Source organism: Faucicola mancuniensis (genome assembly GCF_046523945.1).
Classification (GTDB): domain Bacteria; phylum Pseudomonadota; class Gammaproteobacteria; order Pseudomonadales; family Moraxellaceae; genus Faucicola; species Faucicola mancuniensis.
Genome location: NZ_CP171363.1, coordinates 744705 through 766135 on the forward strand (window position 1 = coordinate 744705; position 21431 = coordinate 766135).

Annotated in this window: 16 protein-coding genes, 2 tRNA genes, 4 pseudogenes and 1 riboswitch; of the genes and pseudogenes, 10 read left to right on the plus strand and 12 right to left on the minus strand. The window is 39.1% G+C overall.

What is annotated here, in order from left to right; genetic code table 11:
* Positions 1-3 precede the first annotated feature (3 nt).
* Positions 4-2862, minus strand: coding sequence for an excinuclease ABC subunit UvrA (gene uvrA, locus ACGTJS_RS03805; protein WP_410472859.1), 2859 nt, complete (start codon positions 2860-2862; stop codon positions 4-6).
* A gap of 187 nt (positions 2863-3049) precedes the next feature.
* Positions 3050-3369, minus strand: a pseudogene (locus ACGTJS_RS03810) (hypothetical protein).
* Between the two features lie 70 nt (positions 3370-3439).
* On the opposite strand from ACGTJS_RS03810, the gene ACGTJS_RS03815 reads away from it, so the two are divergent.
* Positions 3440-3637: a hypothetical protein gene (locus ACGTJS_RS03815; protein WP_410472860.1), complete on the plus strand. Its 198-nt coding sequence runs from the start codon at positions 3440-3442 to the stop codon at positions 3635-3637.
* A gap of 214 nt (positions 3638-3851) precedes the next feature.
* A complete protein-coding gene (locus ACGTJS_RS03820) occupies positions 3852-4748 on the plus strand; it encodes an IS982 family transposase (protein WP_410471537.1) in 897 nt (298 codons plus the stop codon).
* Between the two features lie 114 nt (positions 4749-4862).
* Here ACGTJS_RS03820 and ACGTJS_RS03825 read toward each other — a convergent pair whose 3' ends face one another.
* The 7 genes and pseudogenes from ACGTJS_RS03825 to ACGTJS_RS03855 all read right to left on the minus strand — a co-directional run bounded on the left by ACGTJS_RS03825 (position 4863) and on the right by ACGTJS_RS03855 (position 9572).
* On the minus strand, positions 4863-5333 hold the full coding sequence (locus ACGTJS_RS03825) for a hypothetical protein (protein WP_410472861.1): 471 nt from the start codon (positions 5331-5333) through the stop codon (positions 4863-4865).
* 152 nt (positions 5334-5485) lie between these two features.
* On the minus strand, positions 5486-5887 hold the full coding sequence (locus ACGTJS_RS03830) for a hypothetical protein (RefSeq protein WP_410472862.1): 402 nt from the start codon (positions 5885-5887) through the stop codon (positions 5486-5488).
* Positions 5887-6339, minus strand: coding sequence for a hypothetical protein (locus ACGTJS_RS03835; RefSeq protein ID WP_410472863.1), 453 nt, complete (start codon positions 6337-6339; stop codon positions 5887-5889). The genes ACGTJS_RS03830 and ACGTJS_RS03835 overlap by 1 nt, the downstream gene beginning before the upstream one ends.
* A 2-nt stretch (positions 6340-6341) precedes the next feature.
* The gene (locus ACGTJS_RS03840) at positions 6342-6572 is read right to left on the minus strand and encodes a hypothetical protein (RefSeq protein ID WP_410472864.1); all 231 of its coding nucleotides are present in this window, start codon (positions 6570-6572) and stop codon (positions 6342-6344) included.
* A 392-nt stretch (positions 6573-6964) separates the two neighbouring features.
* Entirely contained in the window at positions 6965-8290 is a 1326-nt protein-coding gene (locus ACGTJS_RS03845; RefSeq protein WP_410472865.1) for a hypothetical protein, read from the minus strand.
* A 216-nt stretch (positions 8291-8506) separates the two neighbouring features.
* Positions 8507-9104 (minus strand): annotated as a pseudogene (locus tag ACGTJS_RS03850) (transposase family protein).
* 392 nt (positions 9105-9496) lie between these two features.
* A tRNA-Gly gene (locus ACGTJS_RS03855) sits at positions 9497-9572 on the minus strand.
* Positions 9573-9813: 241 nt separating this feature from the next.
* On the opposite strand from ACGTJS_RS03855, the gene ACGTJS_RS03860 reads away from it, so the two are divergent.
* The 3 genes from ACGTJS_RS03860 (at position 9814) to thiC (ending at position 13798) form a co-directional block, all read left to right on the plus strand.
* The gene (locus tag ACGTJS_RS03860) at positions 9814-10248 is read left to right on the plus strand and encodes a DNA polymerase III subunit chi (protein WP_315043318.1); all 435 of its coding nucleotides are present in this window, start codon (positions 9814-9816) and stop codon (positions 10246-10248) included.
* A gap of 159 nt (positions 10249-10407) precedes the next feature.
* Positions 10408-11619 carry a serine/threonine transporter SstT gene (gene sstT / locus ACGTJS_RS03865; protein ID WP_410472866.1) on the plus strand — a complete coding sequence of 404 codons (1212 nt, stop codon included), beginning with the start codon at positions 10408-10410 and terminating at the stop codon, positions 11617-11619.
* 104 nt (positions 11620-11723) lie between these two features.
* Positions 11724-11841, plus strand: a riboswitch (TPP riboswitch).
* Between the two features lie 82 nt (positions 11842-11923).
* Positions 11924-13798, plus strand: coding sequence for a phosphomethylpyrimidine synthase ThiC (thiC, locus tag ACGTJS_RS03870; protein WP_410472867.1), 1875 nt, complete (start codon positions 11924-11926; stop codon positions 13796-13798).
* A 280-nt stretch (positions 13799-14078) separates the two neighbouring features.
* Here thiC and ACGTJS_RS03875 read toward each other — a convergent pair whose 3' ends face one another.
* Positions 14079-14552 (minus strand): hemerythrin domain-containing protein, encoded by a 474-nt coding sequence (locus ACGTJS_RS03875; RefSeq protein ID WP_410472868.1) that lies wholly within the window; start codon positions 14550-14552, stop codon positions 14079-14081.
* Between the two features lie 58 nt (positions 14553-14610).
* Entirely contained in the window at positions 14611-15186 is a 576-nt protein-coding gene (locus tag ACGTJS_RS03880; protein ID WP_315043323.1) for an Rrf2 family transcriptional regulator, read from the minus strand.
* Positions 15187-15438: 252 nt separating this feature from the next.
* Between ACGTJS_RS03880 and purL the strand changes: the two genes are divergently transcribed.
* From purL to ACGTJS_RS03895, 3 genes and pseudogenes are all read left to right on the plus strand, one after another.
* Entirely contained in the window at positions 15439-19407 is a 3969-nt protein-coding gene (gene purL, locus ACGTJS_RS03885; RefSeq protein ID WP_410472869.1) for a phosphoribosylformylglycinamidine synthase, read from the plus strand.
* A 47-nt stretch (positions 19408-19454) separates the two neighbouring features.
* A pseudogene (locus ACGTJS_RS03890) lies at positions 19455-19604 on the plus strand (transposase); the annotation flags it as partial.
* A pseudogene (locus tag ACGTJS_RS03895) lies at positions 19604-19774 on the plus strand (IS1595 family transposase); the annotation flags it as partial. The pseudogenes ACGTJS_RS03890 and ACGTJS_RS03895, both read left to right, overlap by 1 nt.
* A 39-nt stretch (positions 19775-19813) precedes the next feature.
* Here ACGTJS_RS03895 and ACGTJS_RS03900 read toward each other — a convergent pair.
* Positions 19814-20326 (minus strand): PepSY domain-containing protein, encoded by a 513-nt coding sequence (locus ACGTJS_RS03900; RefSeq protein WP_315043325.1) that lies wholly within the window; start codon positions 20324-20326, stop codon positions 19814-19816.
* 234 nt (positions 20327-20560) lie between these two features.
* Here ACGTJS_RS03900 and ACGTJS_RS03905 point away from each other — a divergent pair.
* Positions 20561-20636: transfer RNA gene (locus ACGTJS_RS03905), tRNA-Glu, on the plus strand.
* 242 nt (positions 20637-20878) lie between these two features.
* The gene (locus ACGTJS_RS03910) at positions 20879-21391 is read left to right on the plus strand and encodes a GNAT family N-acetyltransferase (protein WP_315041418.1); all 513 of its coding nucleotides are present in this window, start codon (positions 20879-20881) and stop codon (positions 21389-21391) included.
* The last annotated feature ends 40 nt before the right edge of the window (positions 21392-21431 follow it).

Genomic DNA, 21431 nt, shown 5'->3' on the forward strand with positions numbered 1-21431 from the left:
GTTTTATTTCAATAACCCTTTCAAAAACCGCCCTGTATGCGATTTTTTATCTTTGGCGACTTCTTCTGGCGTACCTTCAGCGACGATTTCACCGCCACCGCTACCGCCTTCATAGCCTAAATCCACAATCCAATCTGCCGTTTTTATCACGTCCAAATTATGCTCAATCACTACCACCGTATTGCCCTTATCTCGCAACGTGTGCAAAATGTCAAGCAACTTAGCAATATCATGAAAGTGTAAACCTGTAGTCGGCTCGTCCAAAATATACAAGGTTTGCCCTGTATCACGTTTTGACAACTCTTTGGCAAGTTTAACACGTTGGGCTTCGCCACCAGACAAGGTTGGAGCGGATTGTCCAAGCGTGATATAGCTTAACCCCACGTCCATCAAGGCTTGCAATTTGCGATGAATGGCAGGAATATTTTCAAAAAACGTTGTCGCATCTTCCACCGTCATGTTGAGTACGTCATTGATATTTTTGCCTTTATAATGAATTTCTAGCGTTTCACGGTTGTAGCGTTTGCCTTGACACGCATCGCACGGCACATACATATCAGGCAAAAAGTGCATTTCCACTTTAATCAAGCCATCGCCTTGACACGTTTCGCAACGTCCACCTTTTACGTTAAAACTAAAGCGTCCAGACTGATAGCCACGAGCTTTGGCATCGGGCGTTTGAGCGAACAAATCTCGGATATTGGTAAATACGCCAGTATATGTCGCAGGGTTGGAACGTGGGGTACGCCCAATCGGGCTTTGGTCAATGTCCACAACCTTATCAAGGTGTTCTAGCCCTGTGATACTGTCAAATTGCTCTGCCACATGGGTGGTAGCGTTGTTAAGTTGCGTGGTGGCAAGCGGTAATAAGGTGCGATTGATTAAAGTAGATTTACCAGAACCCGACACGCCTGTAACACAAGTCAAAACGCCAATCGGCAAGTTGAGCGTTACATTTTTTAGATTATTGCCATTCGCTCCTGTGAGCGTTATCATTTTTGGTTTGCCCTTGTCATCAGTTTGGGCTTTGTGACGTTTTTTTGGTACGGCAATTTGTTTTTTACCAGACAAATATTGACCTGTTAAAGAGTTTTTGTTTTTGGCGATTTGCTCTGCTGTCCCTTCGGCAATCACATAACCGCCATGCACACCTGCCCCCACGCCAATGTCAATAATATGGTCGGCTAGGCGTATCGCATCTTCGTCATGCTCCACGACAATGACAGTGTTGCCCAAATCTCGTAAGCGTGTCAAAGTCTGCAAAAGTCGGTCATTATCACGTTGGTGCAAACCGATTGACGGCTCGTCAAGCACATACATCACGCCCATCAAACCTGCCCCAATCTGACTGGCAAGGCGGATACGTTGGGCTTCGCCACCTGATAAAGTTTCGGCTGAACGTGCCAACGTCAAATAATCCAAACCAACACTCACCAAAAATTCCAAACGTTCTTTGATTTCTTTGATAATTTTATCGGCAATTTCGCCTTTTGCACCGCCCAATTTTAACGTGTTAAAATGCCCTTGTGCATCGCCAATGGATTTTTTCACAATGTCAAAAATAGTCGTGTCGTTGATTTCCACATGGCGAGCGATTTCGTTGAGCCGTGAGCCATGACAGGCATCACAAGTCGCATCGGCAAGATATTTGGCAAGTTCATCACGCACAAGGTTGCTTTGTGTGGTTTGATAACGGCGTTCCAAATACGGCAGAACGCCTTCAAACGGTACGGTTTTGGTGGATTTTCGTCCACGTTCGTCCACAAAATTAAAGGTAATTTTGTCTTTAGAACCATGCAAAATAATGTCTTTGTGTTTTTTGCTTAAATCTTGCCAAGCCGTATCCATGTCAATATCATAAAACTCGGCAACTGTTGTCAAAAGCCCAAAATAATAGGCGTGGCGTTTGTCCCAACCGCTAATCGCCCCTTGATTAAGCGATTTTTCTGGGTGTCCAATCAGTTTTTCTGCCGAAAAATATTGGCGTTTGCCCAAGCCATCACAGACAGGACACGCCCCATACGGATTGTTAAAACTGAACAATTTTGGCTCAAGCTCGGCAACCGCACGGTCGCACGCAGGGCAACTGTGTTTGGCGGATAAAATCTGTTCATCACGTTTTTCGCCATTGACTTCACCGTCCATAAAATGCAAAATCGCAATATCATTACCAAGTCGCAACGCCGTTTCCAAACTTTCGGCAACCCGATTGCCCAAGTCATCACGCACTTTAAACCTATCCACCACCACGTCAATCGTGTGTTTAAAGGTTTTGGCAAGCGGTGGCACTTCGTCAATATCATAAATCTCGCCATCAACTCGCAATTTGGTAAAACCTTGACTTTGCAACTGTTCAATAACCGATAAATGTTCGCCTTTTCGCTCATCAATCACCCTTGCCAAAATCATAAGCTTAGTATCCATCGGCAAATTCATCACCATATCCACCATTTCGGTAACGGTCTGGGCGACCATCGGCAGGTGATGTTCTGGACAAAATGGCGTGCCAACTCGAGCATAAAGCAAACGCAGATAATCGTAAATCTCGGTAATCGTGCCAACGGTAGAGCGTGGGTTGTGATTAGTGGACTTTTGTTCAATAGCAATTGCAGGGGATAAGCCTTCAATGCTATCAACTTCAGGTTTTTCCATTTGCGACAAAAACTGACGTGCGTAGGCGGACAAGCTCTCAACGTAACGGCGTTGCCCTTCGGCATACAGCGTATCAAAGGCTAGGCTCGACTTGCCAGAGCCTGACAAGCCTGTAATCACGACAAGTTTATCTCGGGGAATGTCTAGGTCAATGTTTTTGAGATTGTGGGTTCTTGCTCCACGGATTTTGATTGCGTCAAGTTGTGCCATTTTGAGTGCTTCTTTTCTTATTGTGTAGGAAATAAGGTTTTAATGGGGGGATTTAAGAATGGTTTCAAGTAAAATTTATTCAATCGAAGTCTGAATAATTGTTTACAAAATCCATAATAAAAGGTATAGCTGTATGTAATGAAGTCATAATAAAAAGAAGGCTCTAGACTATCAAGAACTAAAAAACTCACTTAATCAAATCCCATAAATGGCGTTGTAATTCATTCAAATCTTTATTCCAACGCCACCTTGCGAAACGTTGTTTCTCATCTTTTAAGTGAAGTTCAAAATTTGCGGTTACACCATTAAATTTGGCAAGTCGTCTTTTGGTAAAACTCCAAAAGCTCTCAATGCCATTATTTCTTGACGAAAGATATTATACCATCGGTTGATGGTGTTGCGATTTAATTCAAGTAAAATCGCTGTTTTTGTAGCATCTATATCAGCGCAAAAGAATTTTATGATTTTTTTGACTTTATAGATGCTTAACTTACTGTTATATTTCATGTTTCTAGTCTAGTATGGGTTGTGTTGCTAGTCTAGAGCCTCTATTAATAACAACGGCAAACAAAATTCTTTGATTAAAATAACTGATAAACAACGATTGATGTTTGCCAAAAAACTGGCAAATTTGCCAGAGTTAGGCAGTCATGCTCCTATCGGAGCAAGTACTGATGATCATGCTAACAAAATCGCTGATGAACTGCTAGAACCCACCAAATCCGAGTTTTATTTGCCTTTTTTGGGGTTGGTGGGGTTTAAGTTAAGTAAATAGATGGTTTATATTTTATTGTAAAGCATTATATACATAGTTCCCACAAATAGAACTGCATATATCATTTGTCCTAGAAATTTCTTATTATTTATGCCTGTTGGAAAAAACAGTATATATAAATTAACCTGAATTCGACATAAGAAAAAACTAAAAAAAAGAAGCCCAATATGTTAAAGTAAATTCACCACAAACAACCCTAACAAGGACTTCTTACATGGACAACCTCGAAGCACTATACTGCCACATAGACGACTATTGCAAAACATACACAAACGAACAACAGAAGAAAATGCTAACCCAAAAGAGCAAAAGCAGTAAAAAAACACGAAACAAACCATGCCGTATTAGTTTATCAGAAATCATCACCATATTGGTAGTATTTCACCAAATAAAATACAGAGAATTTAAAGCCTTCTACTACAACTACCTCACCCAATGGCTAAAACCTGCCTTTCCAAACCTACCAAGCTACACAAGAATGGTAGAACTCATGGAAAAAGCAATAGTTCCCATGTGTGACTACCTACAATCTCTCATGCAAAACAACTGCACAGGCATAAACTACATTGACTCAACCAGTTTAGCCGTATGTGATAATCACCGTATCAACCGCAACAAAGTATTTGCAGAAACAGCACAGCGAGGTAAAAGCAGTATGGGGTGGTTTTTTGGCTTTAAACTACACGTCATTATCAATGATAAAGGTGAATTGGTCAATCTAACCGTAACCAAAGGCAATGTTGATGATAGGCAACCTGTGAAAAGACTTTGTGAATCTCATGTTTTTGGTAAACTCTTTGCTGATAAAGGTTATATTGATAAATCATTGACAGATTGGCTTGATGAGCATTTAGATATTGAGTTAATCACGAATGTTAAAAAGAATATGAAATCTAAAGATATTTCATGGTTAAATAGACGATTGCTTAAACGCCGTTTTTTGATTGAAACTGTGTTTGATGAGTTAAAGAATATGTGTCAAATTGAGCATTCAAGGCATCGTAGTTATGTTGGGTTTATGAGTAATTTGTTGGCAGGGTTGATTGCTTATTGTCATCAAACAAAGAAGCCTACATTAAAAAATGTCCTGTTGGGGTATTCTTTATTGTAGGTTTCTTATTTGTTTATATTTTTTCAATAAGTTAAATGATTTTTTATATCGAATTGAGGTTAATTAATAGAAACAACCGCTATTAGTGATAAAAAATATAAGGTATTCATGTTTCTAAACAATTAATGGGCAGTTTGAAGGGGCTACCGAGCCAGATATAGTTGTACTCAAGGCACCTATTAACCCAATAGCTGCTATTGTTCTTGATAAAGTATTTATGGTTAGTCTTGCAATTGTTCCAATGCCCATTAAACTTAATCCAGTCGCTAATCCCTCAATAAAACATCTTGGGCTTATTCCATTTACAATCGCTTCTATTAAACCAATAGTAAAAATTATTGCAGATATTTGAGCAACAGTAAGCCATATCATTGGTAGTAAAACAACAGTTGTAGGAATTGCTGCATATAAGATTGCTACAGAAATTAAGCCACCCATCCCAACTCCTAATAAAAAACCCCCATCAGCCCCACTTTCAGGGTCAAGCACAATATACCCAGTCCCACTCCAACCAAACGCATGAACCTGAGTTTGTGAAATAGTTACTTCCTTACCTGCATTAATCGCATTTTTTACATCTGTCATCACATCCGTGCTGTGATTAAGTTTTGGTAGGACTTCAGCATAATTCGCTTTGGTAACGGTATAAATCGTTTGACCTTGAGAACTGGCAATTTGTAATGCTTTTACCGCAGATACCCCCTTCAGCTTCTTTCTATTGTTTTGTACTTGACTCCTTACTTTCCATTTTTGGAATTAAGAATATTTTTTTCATGGTTAAGAATTATCTCTTTAAAGTTTTCTTTGATTTCTTTCAAATAGTTAGAATTCATATAAATAACATCTAGGGGAATTGAATTAAATTCACTTTTCCATGATGTCAATGCAGAATATTCTTCATCAATTATTACTTTAATTATATAGTTTCTCTGTTGGTTTAAAGCTGAAAATATTGAATTACCATTTTCTTCATTTTCAAAAAAAGGAGCATTGAAGAAAGGAATTTTCCAAAATTGAATATCACTGTCGATACACCTTAGAGTATCTTGAAATATTTGGAAAATATAATCTTCAATAACCTTATACTTTTTTAAATTTCTAACCCAATCTTTATCATTTAAAATATTATCAATTTCCATTACTCGAACGCCTTACCTGTCCTAATTTCAATATCTACCCTTTCATGAGCTGTACCAGAAACTAAGTTAGACCAGAAAACGGGAGCATCACATCCGTTTGTTATTTTACAATTAAGTATAAATCGTTCTGCTTTCATAAAAGGAACCTCTCGTATTTTTAAATCTTTTTTACTCAATTTTGATTTTAGTGCTTCTAACATAGTTAGACCCTGTTCAGCAGTTATAGGCTCGTTTGTATTCCAAGCTATGGATTCTTCTAATTTTTCTCCTTGGGCTTGAATTCTACCTCTATTGGTGAAACAATGATTATCCTTACCACTTGCACTAGCCGTAGCAGGATACATTGTGGTTAAAGTTGCAATAATAGGCACGACAACAGGTGTTGCAGTTCCTAAAGAAATAACTTCCGTTTTTATAGCAAGAGCAATGGCAATACTAATTGCAATTGCCACACCTAGACTAAGTATAGCTTCTTTGTTTGGGCTTGGTTGATGGCAAAATAGCTTTGCACCCCAGCTTGCATCATCGCCCCTGTGATATCGTGTTTGGTCAAACCTTGCAATGCCACTTGGTCTTTGGTCGCTTGGAATTTCTCCAGTTTGGCTTTGGCGTTCTTAAGCGTGGTTTTAGTCTTTTCAAGCTGAGCGAAAACCAAAGAAAACCATAGTAAATATGAGTACATCATCAATACTAAGCATACCATAACTCCCTAATACAATTTATGGAGTTTCAAAGCCAAGCTTTATTCACTTCTGCTAAATTTTTCATTGAATACCAAAAATTTTTTTATATTAATAATATATATAAATATGAGAAAAAACAACAATATACAACTGACTATCAAAATTTCAGTTATACTTTTAGGTTGAAAAAAATAGTAATTTGAGAGAAAAAAACCTATAGCACTTATAAAAATCAATATCGATTTTCTCACCAAACTATAAAATATACCACTAATTAAGATATAGAATATCCAACCAGGTATAATTGATTTATAAAGTAATATAGATAAAGCAATTAGAACAAATAATCCCCATATAAAGAACCAAAGACCAAGATAATATAGGCATTTATTCATTAAATATTAACTCCGCATGCAGAAGCAACAGGTAAAGTCTCATCATGAAACATATAAATATTAAGAAGAGCCATTAACGCACCTATGCCTCCTGAAAACCTACTGCCCCACATAAATCCCAAAGCACTGAGTGCTAGACCATTTACTAAGCCTGCTAAATAGCAACTGTAAGCTAAATCGCTCCAACCAAACAAAGTGCCTGAAATTAAAATTCCAATTAGATTTCCTATTAAAAACGGTAGAATGACAAATGTTGTTAGAATTGGAGTTACTAAAGGGTCTGCTGTAATAGCACTTAAACCATCAAAAGCTATTAACATTCCAGATATAGCAATTCCTGCAGATAAGCCACTAGCATATCCAGCTTGTTCTTGAGTCCACCCACCATCAGCCCCACCACCAATCAAATACCCACCAACCCCACTTTCAGGGTCAAGCACAATATACCCAGTCCCACTCCAACCAAACGCATGAACCTGCGTTTGTGAAATAGTCACTTCCTTACCTGCATTGATTGCATTACGCACATCTGTCATCACATCCGTACTGTGATTCAGCTTTGGTAAAATTTCAGCATAATTCGCTTTGGTAACGGTATAAATCGTTTGACCTTGAGAACTGGCAATTTGTAGAGCTTTTACCGCTGAAATGCCTTGTGCTTCTTTCTCTGTAGTTTTCGGGTCATCAAACAACTGCTCAGGAATCAAGTTTTCATTGAGCGACATACTCGGACCTGTCGCACGATTATAGGCAGTAACATTAGCTCGCACATTATCTTTATCCACCGTTTGTTTTAAAATACGGTCAATATCCATAATCACACCTTTAGGTTTGGTGTTTATTGCCAAACCAAAACGGTATTGGGTACTTAATCCTGTGCCAAATGTACCAATGCTCATATAAGGATTAGTAATAATTCCTGCTTGTTTTTGGGCAATCACATCTTGAGCTTGTAATACAGCAAAGTAACTTTGTACTCCCGCTTGCATGATGGCACCCGTCAAATCATGTTTGGTTAATCCTGCAAGAGCCGTTTGGTCTTTACTGGCTTGAAATTTCTCTAATTTCGCTTTGGTATCTTCAAGTGTCTTTTTAGTTTTTTCCAATTGAGCTTGGCTCATGCCTTGTAAATTATAACCAATCGCATAGTAACTACCTGCGGTAATATCTTTATCAAGCAAACTCGGTAAACTGCCACTATAAGGACTACTATAACCGTATTTTAACTTGACCCCAGAACCCAGTTTATAACTGCCTTTGGATAGTAATACTTCACCATCTAGCGTTAATTTTGGAGTCATATTGATACTGGTTGGCAATGCCACTGGTGGCTTTTTGCGATGCCAATCATTTTTGACCAGTTGACATATCAGCAAATGCTAGTTGAGTACCAATACTACAAAAAATACCAATTGAGACCTTACACAAGCCTTTAATCTTGTCTTTATTACCTTTGGCTACTATCATTATCTAATGCCTCAATTTTTTTTTACACATTTGTTTCCAACAAACCGTTGATAAATAATCTAACACCATTTATTCTAAAAATCAACATAATTCATCAAATCATCAATAGACCTCTTTCCAAACCACCTTAACTCAAAATTATAAATCGCAGAAATCAGATTGACCCTTAATCCAAAACGTTTTCTGCGATTACGATAACGACAAGATAATATTTTAAAACGTTTGATTTTACCAATAACATGCTCATTTAACACACGTTGTGATGATAACTTATGATTTGCTTTTTTTGGGGCGTTCTATGGGTACTTCGGTTGCGTCAATCAGTATCGTGTCTATGTTAGGGTCTTGCCATAAGGCTTTTTTGCTGGGTAAGGCAAAGTCTTTATGATTAATAAGTATGCTTTCTACCCATTTAATTGCTTTGCATACTGCACTTTCGCTAATGCCAAAGTCTTGTCCTAGATGAAATTGACTTCGGTATTCTCGGTAGTAGTTTAGTGTTATCATGAGTTTGTTTTCTAGGCTTATTTTGGCTTTTCTACCACCTTGTTTGTGTTGTTCGGTATAGGCTTCTTGGAGTATTTTTAGTATGTGCTGATAGGTTTCTCGCTCTATGCCAAAATAGCGTTTAAATTGATTTTTAGTTAGTTTTTGTGCTTGTTCGGGTGTTATTTTTTTGTGGTTTTGGTTGATAAAGTTGGTATTATATCAGTTTTGTTTGTTGGTTTGGAAAGAGGTCTATTGAGAAAATGGTATGAAATTTAACTCTAATCTAGTACAGCCCCTAAACTTTTGTAGTATATTAAAAAAACAAAAAATTTAAATAATCTTAAAAATAAATTACATTTAAATAAACAATGATTTTACGGGCAGGGTCATTTTAAAAAACTGTAAAAAATTGTGGTTACGAAATGGTCACGGTCAAAAATTTTGGCAAAATTTGATTAGTTAAATTAACAAATCATTTTTGAAGAAAAATGGGAGTTTAAAACTTGGAAGCCTTGATAATCGGGAAATTAGGGATAATAAAAAAGCCTAACTATTGAGTTAGGCTTTTTAAAATTTGGAGCGGGAAACGAGATTCGAACTCGCGACCCCAACCTTGGCAAGGTTGTGCTCTACCAACTGAGCTATTCCCGCTTGTTTAACAACATATCTTGATATCTAATTTTTTATATATCGTGTCGTTGTGTGTGCATATTATAAGGATTTTTGAGGCAAGGTCAAGCACTTTTTTTATTTTTTTTTATATTTTTATTAAAAAAATCACAAACTGTTGATTTTAAATATATTTTTTCTTAAAAAAATATTATTTCATTTTCTATTCACAATGGCTTATGTTAAAATGTCATGTGTCAGCCTGCTTTTTTTATGTGTGTTTATGCAAATCAATTTTTATATTTTACCGCCAACAAAAAAATTACTTAATTTTGTTTGTCAGTTAATCCAAACGATTATCGCAAAAAGCCAAGACAGCGTGATGATTTTGGCAAATACTACCACAGTTGCGAGCTTAGATGCTTTGTTGTGGTCGTTTGACCCTGTGTCTTTTATTCCACACGAAGTTTTGACTAGCCATCATCATGAGAATATTGCAAAATCTCCTGTGATTTTGACGGATAATGCTCAATTTTTACAAAATTTTGATGGTATTGTCATCAATTTAACCGAGCAGACTTTTGTTGATTTAAAGGCAAATAAACTGCTTGAAATCGTTGACAGCGACCCTGCATTAACCGCACAGGGACGTGTCAAATACCAATTTTATCAATCTACCCTACCCCATTTTGCCTTGCAAATCTTTCAAATCAAATAATTTTACTGCGTGATGTGGTGAAGACAGGTTCTAAAGTTACAATTTTTTTGGATTTTTAGTTTTATTTGTGTAAAAAAATGTTAATATAACGTTTAATTATCATTATCACGGTGATAAATAACTTTTGATAAACCATTTTTAAACAAAATTGGGGTTTTTATGAATAAATTATTTCAAGCCTATCAACGCATAGGGCTTGTACCACTGATTGTTATCGGTTTGGTACTCGGTGCGATTGTCGGTGGCGTGATGCCTGACAATGTTGTCAAATTTTTTAGCATTTTTGGCTCGTTATTTGTCGGTGCGTTAAAGGCGATTGCACCTTTGTTGATTTTTGTATTAGTCATCGCATCGCTGGCTCAACACAAAACAGGCACACAAGTAAACGTGCGTCCAACTTTGATGTTATATCTGATTGGCACATTTTTGGCAGCTTTGACGGCGGTCGTGGCAAGCACTCTCTTTCCAACCAATATCACCTTGGTAACAGGCGAAATCAGCCAAAAACCACCATCAGGGCTTGCCGAAGTTATCACGACTTTGCTTGGCAATATGGTGAGTAATCCGATTAATTCTATCGCCACCGCCAATTATATGGGTGTGTTAACGTGGGCAATTTTGCTGGGTTTGGCATTACGTCATGCGTCTGATAGTACTAAACAATTGTTGGATGATAGTGCGGACGCTGTGTCAAGCGTGGTAAAATGGGTAATTTGGTTTGCACCGTTTGGCGTGTTTGGCTTGGTTGCTCAAACTGTGTCAGAAACAGGTATTGAAGGCTTGTTAAGCTATACCAAATTGCTTGCGGTGTTGGTCGGTTCAATGTTCTTTATTGCGTTGGTGGTCAATCCGTTAATTGTATTTTTCAAAACTCGCAAAAATCCGTATCCGCTTGTATTTACTTGCTTAAAAGAAAGTGGCATTACCGCATTTTTCACCCGTTCATCAGCGGCAAATATTCCTGTTAATATGAATTTAGCCGAAAAATTGGGCTTGCACAAAGATACTTATTCGGTAACTATTCCGCTTGGGGCAACGATTAACATGGCGGGGGCTGCGATTACCATTAACGTGATGACGCTTGCAGCAGCACATACACTTGGTATGCAGGTTGATTTTGTATCGGCGTTATTGTTGGCAGTCGTTTCTACGTTGGGGGCGGCAGGTTCGTCTGGCGTAGCTGGTGGTTCGTTGCTACTGATTCCATTGGCTTGTAGCTTTTTTAACATTCCTGATGACATTGCCATGCAAGTGGTGGCGATTGGCTTTATCATTGGTGTAGTGCAAGATTCGGTAGAAACGGCATTGAACTCATCAACGGACGTGTTATTTACGGCTTCGGCTGACCCAAAATATGCCTATAAAGGTTAAATTTTAATTTGTTTGTTAAAAAAACTGTCTTTATAAAGGCAGTTTTTTTATCAAAAAATTTTATCAATCTGCTTGCTAAAATGTTAAAAATTGCCTAATATAGCGTTAACTTGACGGAGTACCACTAATCAGTGGTTGAGATTGTCTTATTTAAAAAGTTATAGACAGATACCGTTGAACCTGAAGGTTAATACCTGCGTAGGAATCAAGTTAATCAAAGTCATTCATCTTCAAAATTGTCTATTTTTGTTGATTGGCGATGACTTTATTGGCTTGATTTGTTAAAGCCAATAAGGAAAATTGTATGAGCCAATTAACAAATCCAACCATCACCCCTAACAACACAAGCAATCATGAGCAACAAGCTCAAGATTTAACTCGCATTTTGCCTGCATCTATCAAGGTCTATGTGCAAGGTTCTCGTGCCGATATTCGTGTACCATTTCGTGAAATTTCTCTCACCGATACGCCTACAGGTTTGGTGAACGATGGCGTAGAGAAAAATCCACCGATTTTGGTATACGATACTTCAGGCGCATACACCGACCCAACGGTTCAAATTGATTTAAATCAAGGTTTGCCATCTATCCGCCATACGTGGATTGAAGAACGTGGCGATACTGAACTTTTGGACGGTTTAAGCAGTCAGTTTGGGCGTGAGCGTTTAAAAGACATTCGCACGGCAAATATTCGTTTTGCCCATATTCAAAACCCACGCCGTGCCAAAAACGGCAAAAATGTAACGCAAATGCACTACGCACGACAAGGCATTATCACGCCTGAAATGGAATATATCGCCATTCGTGAAAACCAAAAACAACGTGAAAATGTGGATATGCGACAGCACAAGGGCGAAAATTTTGGGGCGAAAAATCTGACTGAAATCACGCCTGAATTTGTGCGTCAAGAAGTGGCGATGGGACGAGCGATTATTCCGTGTAATATCAATCACCCTGAATGCGAGCCAATGATTATTGGACGCAATTTTTTGGTAAAAATTAATGCCAATATCGGTAACTCGGCACTCGGCTCCAGCATTGAAGAAGAAGTGGCTAAAATGACGTGGGCGACACGTTGGGGTGCAGACACTATCATGGATTTATCCACAGGGCAAAATATTCATGAAACGCGTGAATGGATTATCCGTAATTCGCCTGTACCGATTGGCACTGTACCGATTTATCAAGCCCTAGAAAAGGTCAATGGCGTGGCAGAAGATTTAACATGGGAAATTTTTAAAGATACGCTGATTGAGCAAGCCGAACAAGGTGTGGATTATTTTACCATTCATGCAGGTGTGCTACTTCGTTATGTGCCATTGACGGCAAACCGTTTGACAGGCATTGTCTCTCGTGGGGGTTCAATCATGGCACAATGGTGTTTGGCTCATCATCAAGAGAATTTCTTATACACGCATTTTGATGAAATTTGCGAAATTATGAAAGCCTATGATGTGTCGTTTAGTTTGGGTGATGGTTTGCGTCCTGGTTGTATTCAAGATGCCAATGATGAAGCCCAATTTAGTGAGTTAAAAACCTTAGGCGAACTCACGCACCGAGCGTGGGAGCATGATGTACAAGTGATGATTGAAGGGCCGGGACACGTGCCAATGCACATGATTAAAGAAAATATGGACTTACAACTTGAAGTCTGTAAAGAAGCCCCATTTTATACGCTTGGACCTTTAACCACTGATATTGCCCCTGGGTATGACCATATCACGTCTGCAATTGGGGCGGCGATGATTGGTTGGTATGGCACGGCGATGTTGTGCTATGTAACGCCAAAAGAGCATTTGGGTTTGCCAAATAAAAAAGATGTGAAAGACGGCATTATTACCTATAAAATTGCAGCTCATGCGGCGGATTTGGCAAAAGGACACCCATCGGCACAAGTGCGTGATAATGCCTTGTCTAAGGCTCGATTTGAGTTCCGTTGGGAAGACCAGTTTAATCTCTCACTTGACCCAGACACAGCACGAGAAATGCACGATGAAACCATGCCGAAACGAGCCCATAAATCAGCACATTTTTGCTCGATGTGTGGTCCAAAATTTTGCTCGATGAAAATCACCCAAAATGTGCGTGAATATGCCAAAGGTTTAGACATTGAACAAGGCATGAATGACATGAAACAAAAATTTCATGATGAAGGTGGGACAGTGTATCAAGTGGTGTAGCGGGGATAACAACCTTATTTACGAAAACTCATGTTCTTGTGGGTTTTCTGAATAAAAATGCCAATGCCTTGATAATCAAGGGATTGGCGTTTTATAATATTGTCCATCTTGCAGACCAATCAAGCCATTATCCAACGTATAAAAATCCTTAATCACCAAATCACTGACCGCATTTTCATCAAGCCCCAAGTACAAATCTTGCCCCACACGTTTGGTAAATACTTTGACAGGCGGTTGATTGGTCGCAGGGTCAATCAGCTATCTATTTGATTCTAAAAAATTAATTTAAAGATGCTTGAAAAACTTGCTCTAATTCTTCTTTACTTAACAAGGTTTCTGCCAATCCAAACACTTCTCGCTCTTCAAAACGAATATGTTGATACAAAGCCTCGCCCAAACGTCTGACATCGTCCAACGTGGGATTGGTTATTTCACTCAAGGTTTTTAACAATTCATGTTCTGCCAACAATTTTTCGGCAAGTTTTTTAACATCAGCATTTTGCTCTGACAAATGATTTGACAAAGGTTGATTTTCGTTGCGTTGAATTTTGCGAAGTAGGGGCGTGACGAGATATTTTTCTTCGGTAGAAAAATGTTTTAACTGATTATCTTGAATAAAATCAATAAGTTGTTGCCAATGATGGTGCTGTTCATCAACACTGCTATCATCGGCTAAGGTGCGAGCTTTTTGGCTGATAGACAGCCCAAAATGGTGTTCTCGTGACAGCGGTTGCAAGTTTTCATGACGTTTCATAAATCACTTCCTATATTTATCATTATAAAAAGTTATCTATGATATTGTATTGATAACTTTATTTTAATAATGCGTTGATTCCATCTTGATTTTGAATCATATCTGCCAACGTATAGCGGTCAAACACTTGGATAAAGGCTTGAATGGCTTCAAAAAAAATCGGCTTTAACTGGCAAACAGGCGAAATCACACAACAAGATGGTTCGGGCAAATCATCTACTTGTTTTACCACCAATTTTTCATTGATTGGCACATAATCGGTGATGTTATTTTGCAAAAAATAGGCTTTTTGTGGGGAAAATTGTTCATCATTGGCTTGATTTTTGGGTTGAACGGTGGATTTGAGAGGATTAAAACAATCCACCACCGCAAAATCAGCTTCCGTTTGGCGTAAAACTGTACCAATGTTGATATCTTTTGGGTTTTTTGCCAAACGAATACCGCCATTTTTGCCACGCATACTTTCAATCAAGCCCAATCGGCTCAACTGATGGACGATTTTTGTCAAATGATTTTTAGAAATGCCATAACTGTCGGCAATGTCTTGGATATTGGCAAGGCTGTATTTATCGGGCTTGACGGCTAGATAAATCAAGGTGCGTAACGCATAGTCGCTGTATTGGGTAATTCGCATGATGGCTTGTGCTTACTAAAAGGTGAAACAGATATTTTTTATTATTTTTTTAAAAATGTATTTATTATACGCTAATTTTTTCAAAAACTAAAAAATAATTTATAATTGGCATAAATTTTTTTCTGATTGGTAATTGGCTGTCAATTTTGGCAAAATTTTGCCTAAAATCTTTCTGAAAATCAAGGGATTTGATGTTATAATAGCGTAATTTTTTCTTCCCCAACTTTTTTTCAAAGCAAGCGGAACTATTTTATGACTATCATCGCTGGACACACTTTTTTAACTGAATTTCAAAAAAATCAGTTGCTAAACACATTAAATAACGCAACCGATTATCAACTTACCGACATTATTAGCCAACAAGTTTTTGTTTTTTCCAAGGCATTAAACGAAAAAGACCAACAAAAAGCCATTGATTTATTAAATCATGGCGAACAAAAATCGTTAATTTTGCCAATGGACGGACAATTGCAAGTCATGGTTAGCCCACGTTTTGGCACGATTAGCCCTTGGGCGAGTAAGGCGACTGATATTTTTAACAATTGCGAAGTAGCGATTGAGCGTGTGGAACGTGTAATTATCTATACATTAGTTGGGAAAAATCTGCCAAAAGACGACAAAAAATTACCGCACAATGTTGAAATAATGTTGTACGACCGTATGACCCAAAGTGTGTTTTACGAGTTGGCAAAAGCCGAACAATTGTTTAATGACCATGAGCCTGCACCGCTTAATCACGTTGATGTGATTGGCAACGGTCGTACCGCATTAGAACAGGCAAATATTGAGTTTGGTTTTGCCTTGTCATCTCAAGATATTGATTATCTGATGAATGCGTATGTCAATGAATTAAAACGCAATCCGACCGATGTTGAGCTGATGATGTTCGCCCAAGCCAATTCGGAACATTGTCGCCACAAGATTTTTAACGCCGAATGGAGGATTGACGGCGAAGTTCAGCTAAAATCCTTGTTTGGCATGATTAAAAATACCTTCCAAAAAAATCCGAACGATATTTTATCCGCTTATAAAGACAATGCGGCTGTGGTTAAAGGTTTTGACGGTTTGCGTTTTTATCCGCTTTTAAACAATGAAAACAATCACTTAGAATACGATTTTCATCAAGAAAACATTGATATTTTGATGAAAGTAGAAACACACAACCACCCAACCGCAATCGCACCGTACGCAGGGGCGAGTACAGGCTCTGGCGGTGAAATCCGTGATGAAGGGGCGACAGGGCGTGGCGGTAAGCCAAAAGCAGGGCTGGCAGGTTTTCATGTGTCGCATTTGCAATTACCCGAAATGCCTGAAAAATGGGAGCAAAGTGGTAAAGTTTCAACCGCCAATTACGGCAAGCCAGAACGAATGGCATCGGCTTTACAAATTATGACCGAAGCACCGCTTGGCTCGGCAAACTTTAGCAATGAATTTGGTCGTCCCAATTTGGTCGGTTATTTCCGTTCGTTCCAACTTGATACGTCAAAAGAGCAGGACGGTAGCCAAATGCGTGGCTATCACAAGCCGATTATGATTGCAGGCGGTTATGGTAATATTAAGCGAAATTTAGTTGAGAAAAATGCCATTCAACAAGGCGATTTGCTGATTGTGTTGGGCGGTCAAGCCATGCAAATCGGTTTGGGTGGCGGTGCAGCAAGTTCGGTGGATAGTGGCGAGTTGGACGAAGGTTTGGACTTTGCATCGGTGCAACGTGATAATGCCGAGATGGAACGCCGTTGCCAAGAAGTGATTGACCGTTGTTGGGCGATGGCTGGTAACGATGCCGAAAGCGATAAAAATCCGATTGTATCCATTCATGACGTGGGAGCAGGTGGCTTGTCTAACGCCATGCCAGAATTGGTGAACGACCATGAGTTGGGTGCGGTGCTAAACTTGCGAGCCGTGCCGTCTTTGGAAAAAGGTATGTCGCCAATGGCGATTTGGTCAAACGAAGCCCAAGAACGCTATGTATTGGCAATTCGCCCAGAAAGTGCGGAGCTGTTTGACAGTATCTGCGAGCGTGAACGCTGTCCGTATGCGATTTTGGGGGAAGCGACCGAAGTTCGTCAATTGATAGTAAACGACCCATTGTTAAACACAGACGGCACGCAACAACCTGTAGATATGCCGTTGCAGGTGCTGTTGGGCGGTACACCAAAAATGAAACGTAGTTTTAACCGTTCAACGCCTGATTTAATCGCTTTAGATTTAACAAAAGTTGATTTAAATCAAGCCGTTAAAGACGTGTTACGCCACCCAACCGTTGCGAGTAAATCATTTTTAATCAGCATTGGCGACCGCTCAATCACAGGCATGGTGGTGCGAGACCAGTATGTCGGACGTTACCAAGTGCCTGTTGCCGACTGTGCAGTAACGGCTTCCGCTTTGTTAAGTCTTGGCGGCAAGCCGATGACAGGTGAAGCCATGAGCATGGGCGAACGCACGCCTGTCGCCTTGATTAGCCCACAAGCGTCCGCACGACTGGCAGTTGGGGAGGCGATTACCAACATCGCAGGGGCGAACATCGCCAAGCTATCGGACATCACGCTATCAGCAAACTGGATGGCGGCGTGTGGCGAAGACAAAGAAGACCAAGCTTTGTATGATGCGGTTTACGCGGTGGGTGAAGAGCTTTGCCCTGCTTTGGGGATTGCTATTCCTGTGGGTAAAGACAGTTTATCAATGCGTGCCAATTGGTCAGAAAATAGTGAAAATAAATCGGTCGTTTCGCCATTATCTTTAATTATTTCGGCATTTGCCCCTGTGCAAAACGTGGCAAAAACGCTAACGCCAGAATTGAAAAATACTGAGAGTGCGTTTTACCGTTTGGATTTGTCAAAAGGGCAACTCCGTCTTGGCGGTTCAATCCTTGCCCAAACGATGAGCCAATTGGGCGACACTTGCCCAGACCTTGACAATGCTCAAGATTTAATCAATTTCTTTAACTTTATCCAAATCGCCAACACTCAAGGCTTGATTTCTGCGTATCACGACATTGGTGATGGTGGCTTGTTGGCAACCGTTGCCGAAATGCAATTTACCAGTCGTCAAGGCGTGAAATTGGTGTTAAATGATGATAATTTAATCGGTCAATTATTTGCCGAAGAATTGGGTGCGGTGGTGCAAGTGTTGCCAGAAAACGTGGCGGACTTTATCGCTTTAGCCGAAAAATCAAACGTAAGCGACTTATTAAGTTTAATCGGACAAAGCACCGAAGAAGACAGTTTAATTATCCAAACTAATCAACAAACGTTAAACTTTAGCCGTGCTGAATTACAACAAGAATGGACAAAAGTAAGCTATCATATTGCCAAAAATCGTGATAACCCAACGTGTGTGCAGCAAGAATTTGATTTAATTAGCGATGACAAACATCAAGGTTTAATCAGTTTTGCCAATTATGACTTAAATCAAGCGATTGAAGCACCGTATATTAACAGTCGCACGGTACAGCCAAAAGTAGCAATTTTGCGTGAACAAGGCGTAAACGGTCATGTAGAAATGGCAAGCAGTTTTACCCAAGCAGGCTTTGAAGCGGTGGACGTGCATATGAGCGACTTGTTAAAAGGGCGTGTCAATCTGCGTGATTTTGATGGACTTGTCGCTTGTGGTGGCTTTAGTTATGGCGATGTGTTGGGGGCTGGCTCTGGTTGGGCAAAATCTATCTTGTTCCACGATGAATTAAGAATGCAGTTTGTCCGCTTTTTCACTCGTCCAGAAACCTTTAGCTTAGGCGTATGCAACGGCTGTCAAATGATGAGCCAGCTTAAAGACTTGATTCCGGGGGCAGAGAATTTCCCACGTTTTATCGCCAACCGTTCGGCACGTTTTGAAGCACGTACCGTCAATGTCAAAATTGAACGCACCAAATCTGTGTTGTTAAAAGGTATGCAGGACAGTATTTTGCCGATTGCGATTGCTCATGGCGAAGGCTATGCGACTTTGAGCGATACTGATATTGCAGGCATGACGGCTCACGGTCAAATCGCCATGCGGTATGTGGACAGTCAAGGCAGTCCAACCGAGCATTATCCGCTCAATCCGAACGGCTCACCGCAAGGCGTAACAGGCGTGTGTAGCACGGATGGACGTGTAACCATTATGATGCCACACCCAGAGCGGAATTTGAAAGCGTATAATCATTCTTGGAAACCAGAAGAATGGAATAAAGATGGGGCGTGGTTAAGATTGTTTAGAAATGCAAGGGCATTTTTAAGATAATTGATTTGGCTCTAAACTAGCAACACAACCCATACTAGACTAGAAACATGAAATATAACAGTAAGTTAAGCATCTATAAAGTTAAAAAAATCATAAAATTCTTTTGCACTGATACAGATGCTACAAAAACAGCGATTTTACTTGAATTAAATCGCAACACCATCAACCGATGGTATAATATCTTTCGTCAAGAAATAATGGCATTGAGAGCTTTTAGAATTTTACTAAAAGAAGGCTTGCCAAATTTAATGGTGTAACCGCAAATTTTGAGTTTCACTTAAAAGATGAGAAACACCGTTTCGCAAGATGGCGTTGGAATAAAGATTTGAATGAATTACAACGCCATTTATGGGATTTGATTAAGTGAGTTTTTTAGTTCTTGATAGTCTAGAGCCTTAACAATTCATTAAACCATTAACAACACAACTGACAACACCGCCCCAACAGCGACAAATGCCATGCCACGTTTAAACATTTTGGAATTTGGGGCAAATAAAAAGAAACTTGACACCACAAAAAACAACAATGTTGAACCAAACAAAAAATTTAACCCACCCAACTTGCTTTTAGATGAAGATTTGTGAAAATTATTCATTTTTTCTAGCACAATTGGCAATTTTTTGACGGTATAATTCACTTCGCCTGTCGCTGTGTTATAAGTGCCGTCTTTAAAACTATAAAGCGTGCCTTGCTGTGGCTTTAGCTCAACATTTCGCATTCTAAGCTCTTTAGCAAGCTGTTCTTGGTTCAAATTTGGGGCAAGCGTTTTGTGAATTTGTTGTTCATGTTTTAAAAAATCGGTATCACGAAACACGAGCAACATACCGCTTAACGCATACACCAACATGATGCCAGCCATAAAATAACCTACATAGCGATGCCCAATTCGCATATAAATCCGAAAGTCTTTGATTGCCATAAATATTCCAAATTATCTTTGTTTTACAAAATTCCAATATTATCCAACAAAACAACAATAATGTAAATAATTATCGTTTTTATTTAAACTAAAAAAGCTTTAAATTGATTAAAATTTAATCAAAAAACATTTTTTTAAAGTCAATTTGCAAAAAAAACTTGACTTCAAATAAAAAAATCATTATTATACGCACCAATTCAACATCAAACGGTGAAAGCGGTTGAAGTTAGATGCGTCCCCATCGTCTAGAGGCCTAGGACATCGCCCTTTCACGGCGGTAACCGGGGTTCGAATCCCCGTGGGGACGCCACATATTCTTTAGGAATAAAAAAATTAAGCCATTGTTAAATGACAATGGCTTTTTTGTTTTTAATGCTTTTTTTCGTTTATAAATCAATTAAATGAGAAATCATACTTTGAAACCTTTGCAAAACCCTAAAAAATCCGCTAAATTTCTGTTACCAAGAATTAACGATTGTCCACGACGGATGTCGGCTCCTGACAGACCGGCTTTAAAACTACCCCTTCTTCATATACGCAACGGAAAATCATATGTTAATCAAAGCAGCTATTCTTGCCAATGCTACAGAACTCGAACAAATCTATTCATTATCGTTTGAATCAAACGCCTCTTTTTTTCCTGATGATATGGAGGAAGAAGATGACGAGGGCGAAGAGGATTTTTCATTTGAATCCGCAATAATGATGCTTGACAAAACAGTGCTGGGATTATGGATAAATGATCGCCTAATCGGAGGTGCTGTTATTTCCGGCAATTCTACAGGAATACACACCCTTGATAGATTGTTCATTCTGCCTGAAGAACAGGGTAAAGGTTACGGTTTTCATGCATGGATGGAAATTGAAAATATGTATCCTGACGCTAAAGAATGGACACTGAGAACGCCGACATGCCTGATTAATAACGTGTGTTTTTACGTAAATAAGTGCGGTTTTACCATTGTGCGCGTTGAGGACATGGGAAAGGATGGGGTTGGCATGTACGTTTTCTCGAAGAAAGAGACTTTTGCAAAACCTCTGAATTTACAAATTCCAAAAAAATAACCAATTGAAATTTTAGGAGTTTATTTTTTACAACTATCGA

What these genes read in the sequence shown, in the direction of transcription:
- ACGTJS_RS03820 (WP_410471537.1), top strand. Translation starts at nt 3,852, where the DNA reads ATGGACAACCTCGAAGCACTATACTGCCACATAGACGACTATTGCAAA.
- ACGTJS_RS03825 (WP_410472861.1), bottom strand. Translation starts at nt 5,333, where the DNA reads ATGACAGATGTAAAAAATGCGATTAATGCAGGTAAGGAAGTAACTATT.
- ACGTJS_RS03910 (WP_315041418.1), top strand. Translation starts at nt 20,879, where the DNA reads ATGTTAATCAAAGCAGCTATTCTTGCCAATGCTACAGAACTCGAACAA.
- ACGTJS_RS03840 (WP_410472864.1), bottom strand. Translation starts at nt 6,572, where the DNA reads ATGATGTACTCATATTTACTATGGTTTTCTTTGGTTTTCGCTCAGCTT.
- sstT (WP_410472866.1), top strand. Translation starts at nt 10,408, where the DNA reads ATGAATAAATTATTTCAAGCCTATCAACGCATAGGGCTTGTACCACTG.
- ACGTJS_RS03900 (WP_315043325.1), bottom strand. Translation starts at nt 20,326, where the DNA reads ATGGCAATCAAAGACTTTCGGATTTATATGCGAATTGGGCATCGCTAT.
- ACGTJS_RS03875 (WP_410472868.1), bottom strand. Translation starts at nt 14,552, where the DNA reads ATGAAACGTCATGAAAACTTGCAACCGCTGTCACGAGAACACCATTTT.
- ACGTJS_RS03880 (WP_315043323.1), bottom strand. Translation starts at nt 15,186, where the DNA reads ATGCGAATTACCCAATACAGCGACTATGCGTTACGCACCTTGATTTAT.
- ACGTJS_RS03860 (WP_315043318.1), top strand. Translation starts at nt 9,814, where the DNA reads ATGCAAATCAATTTTTATATTTTACCGCCAACAAAAAAATTACTTAAT.
- purL (WP_410472869.1), top strand. Translation starts at nt 15,439, where the DNA reads ATGACTATCATCGCTGGACACACTTTTTTAACTGAATTTCAAAAAAAT.
- ACGTJS_RS03830 (WP_410472862.1), bottom strand. Translation starts at nt 5,887, where the DNA reads ATGGAAATTGATAATATTTTAAATGATAAAGATTGGGTTAGAAATTTA.
- thiC (WP_410472867.1), top strand. Translation starts at nt 11,924, where the DNA reads ATGAGCCAATTAACAAATCCAACCATCACCCCTAACAACACAAGCAAT.
- uvrA (WP_410472859.1), bottom strand. Translation starts at nt 2,862, where the DNA reads ATGGCACAACTTGACGCAATCAAAATCCGTGGAGCAAGAACCCACAAT.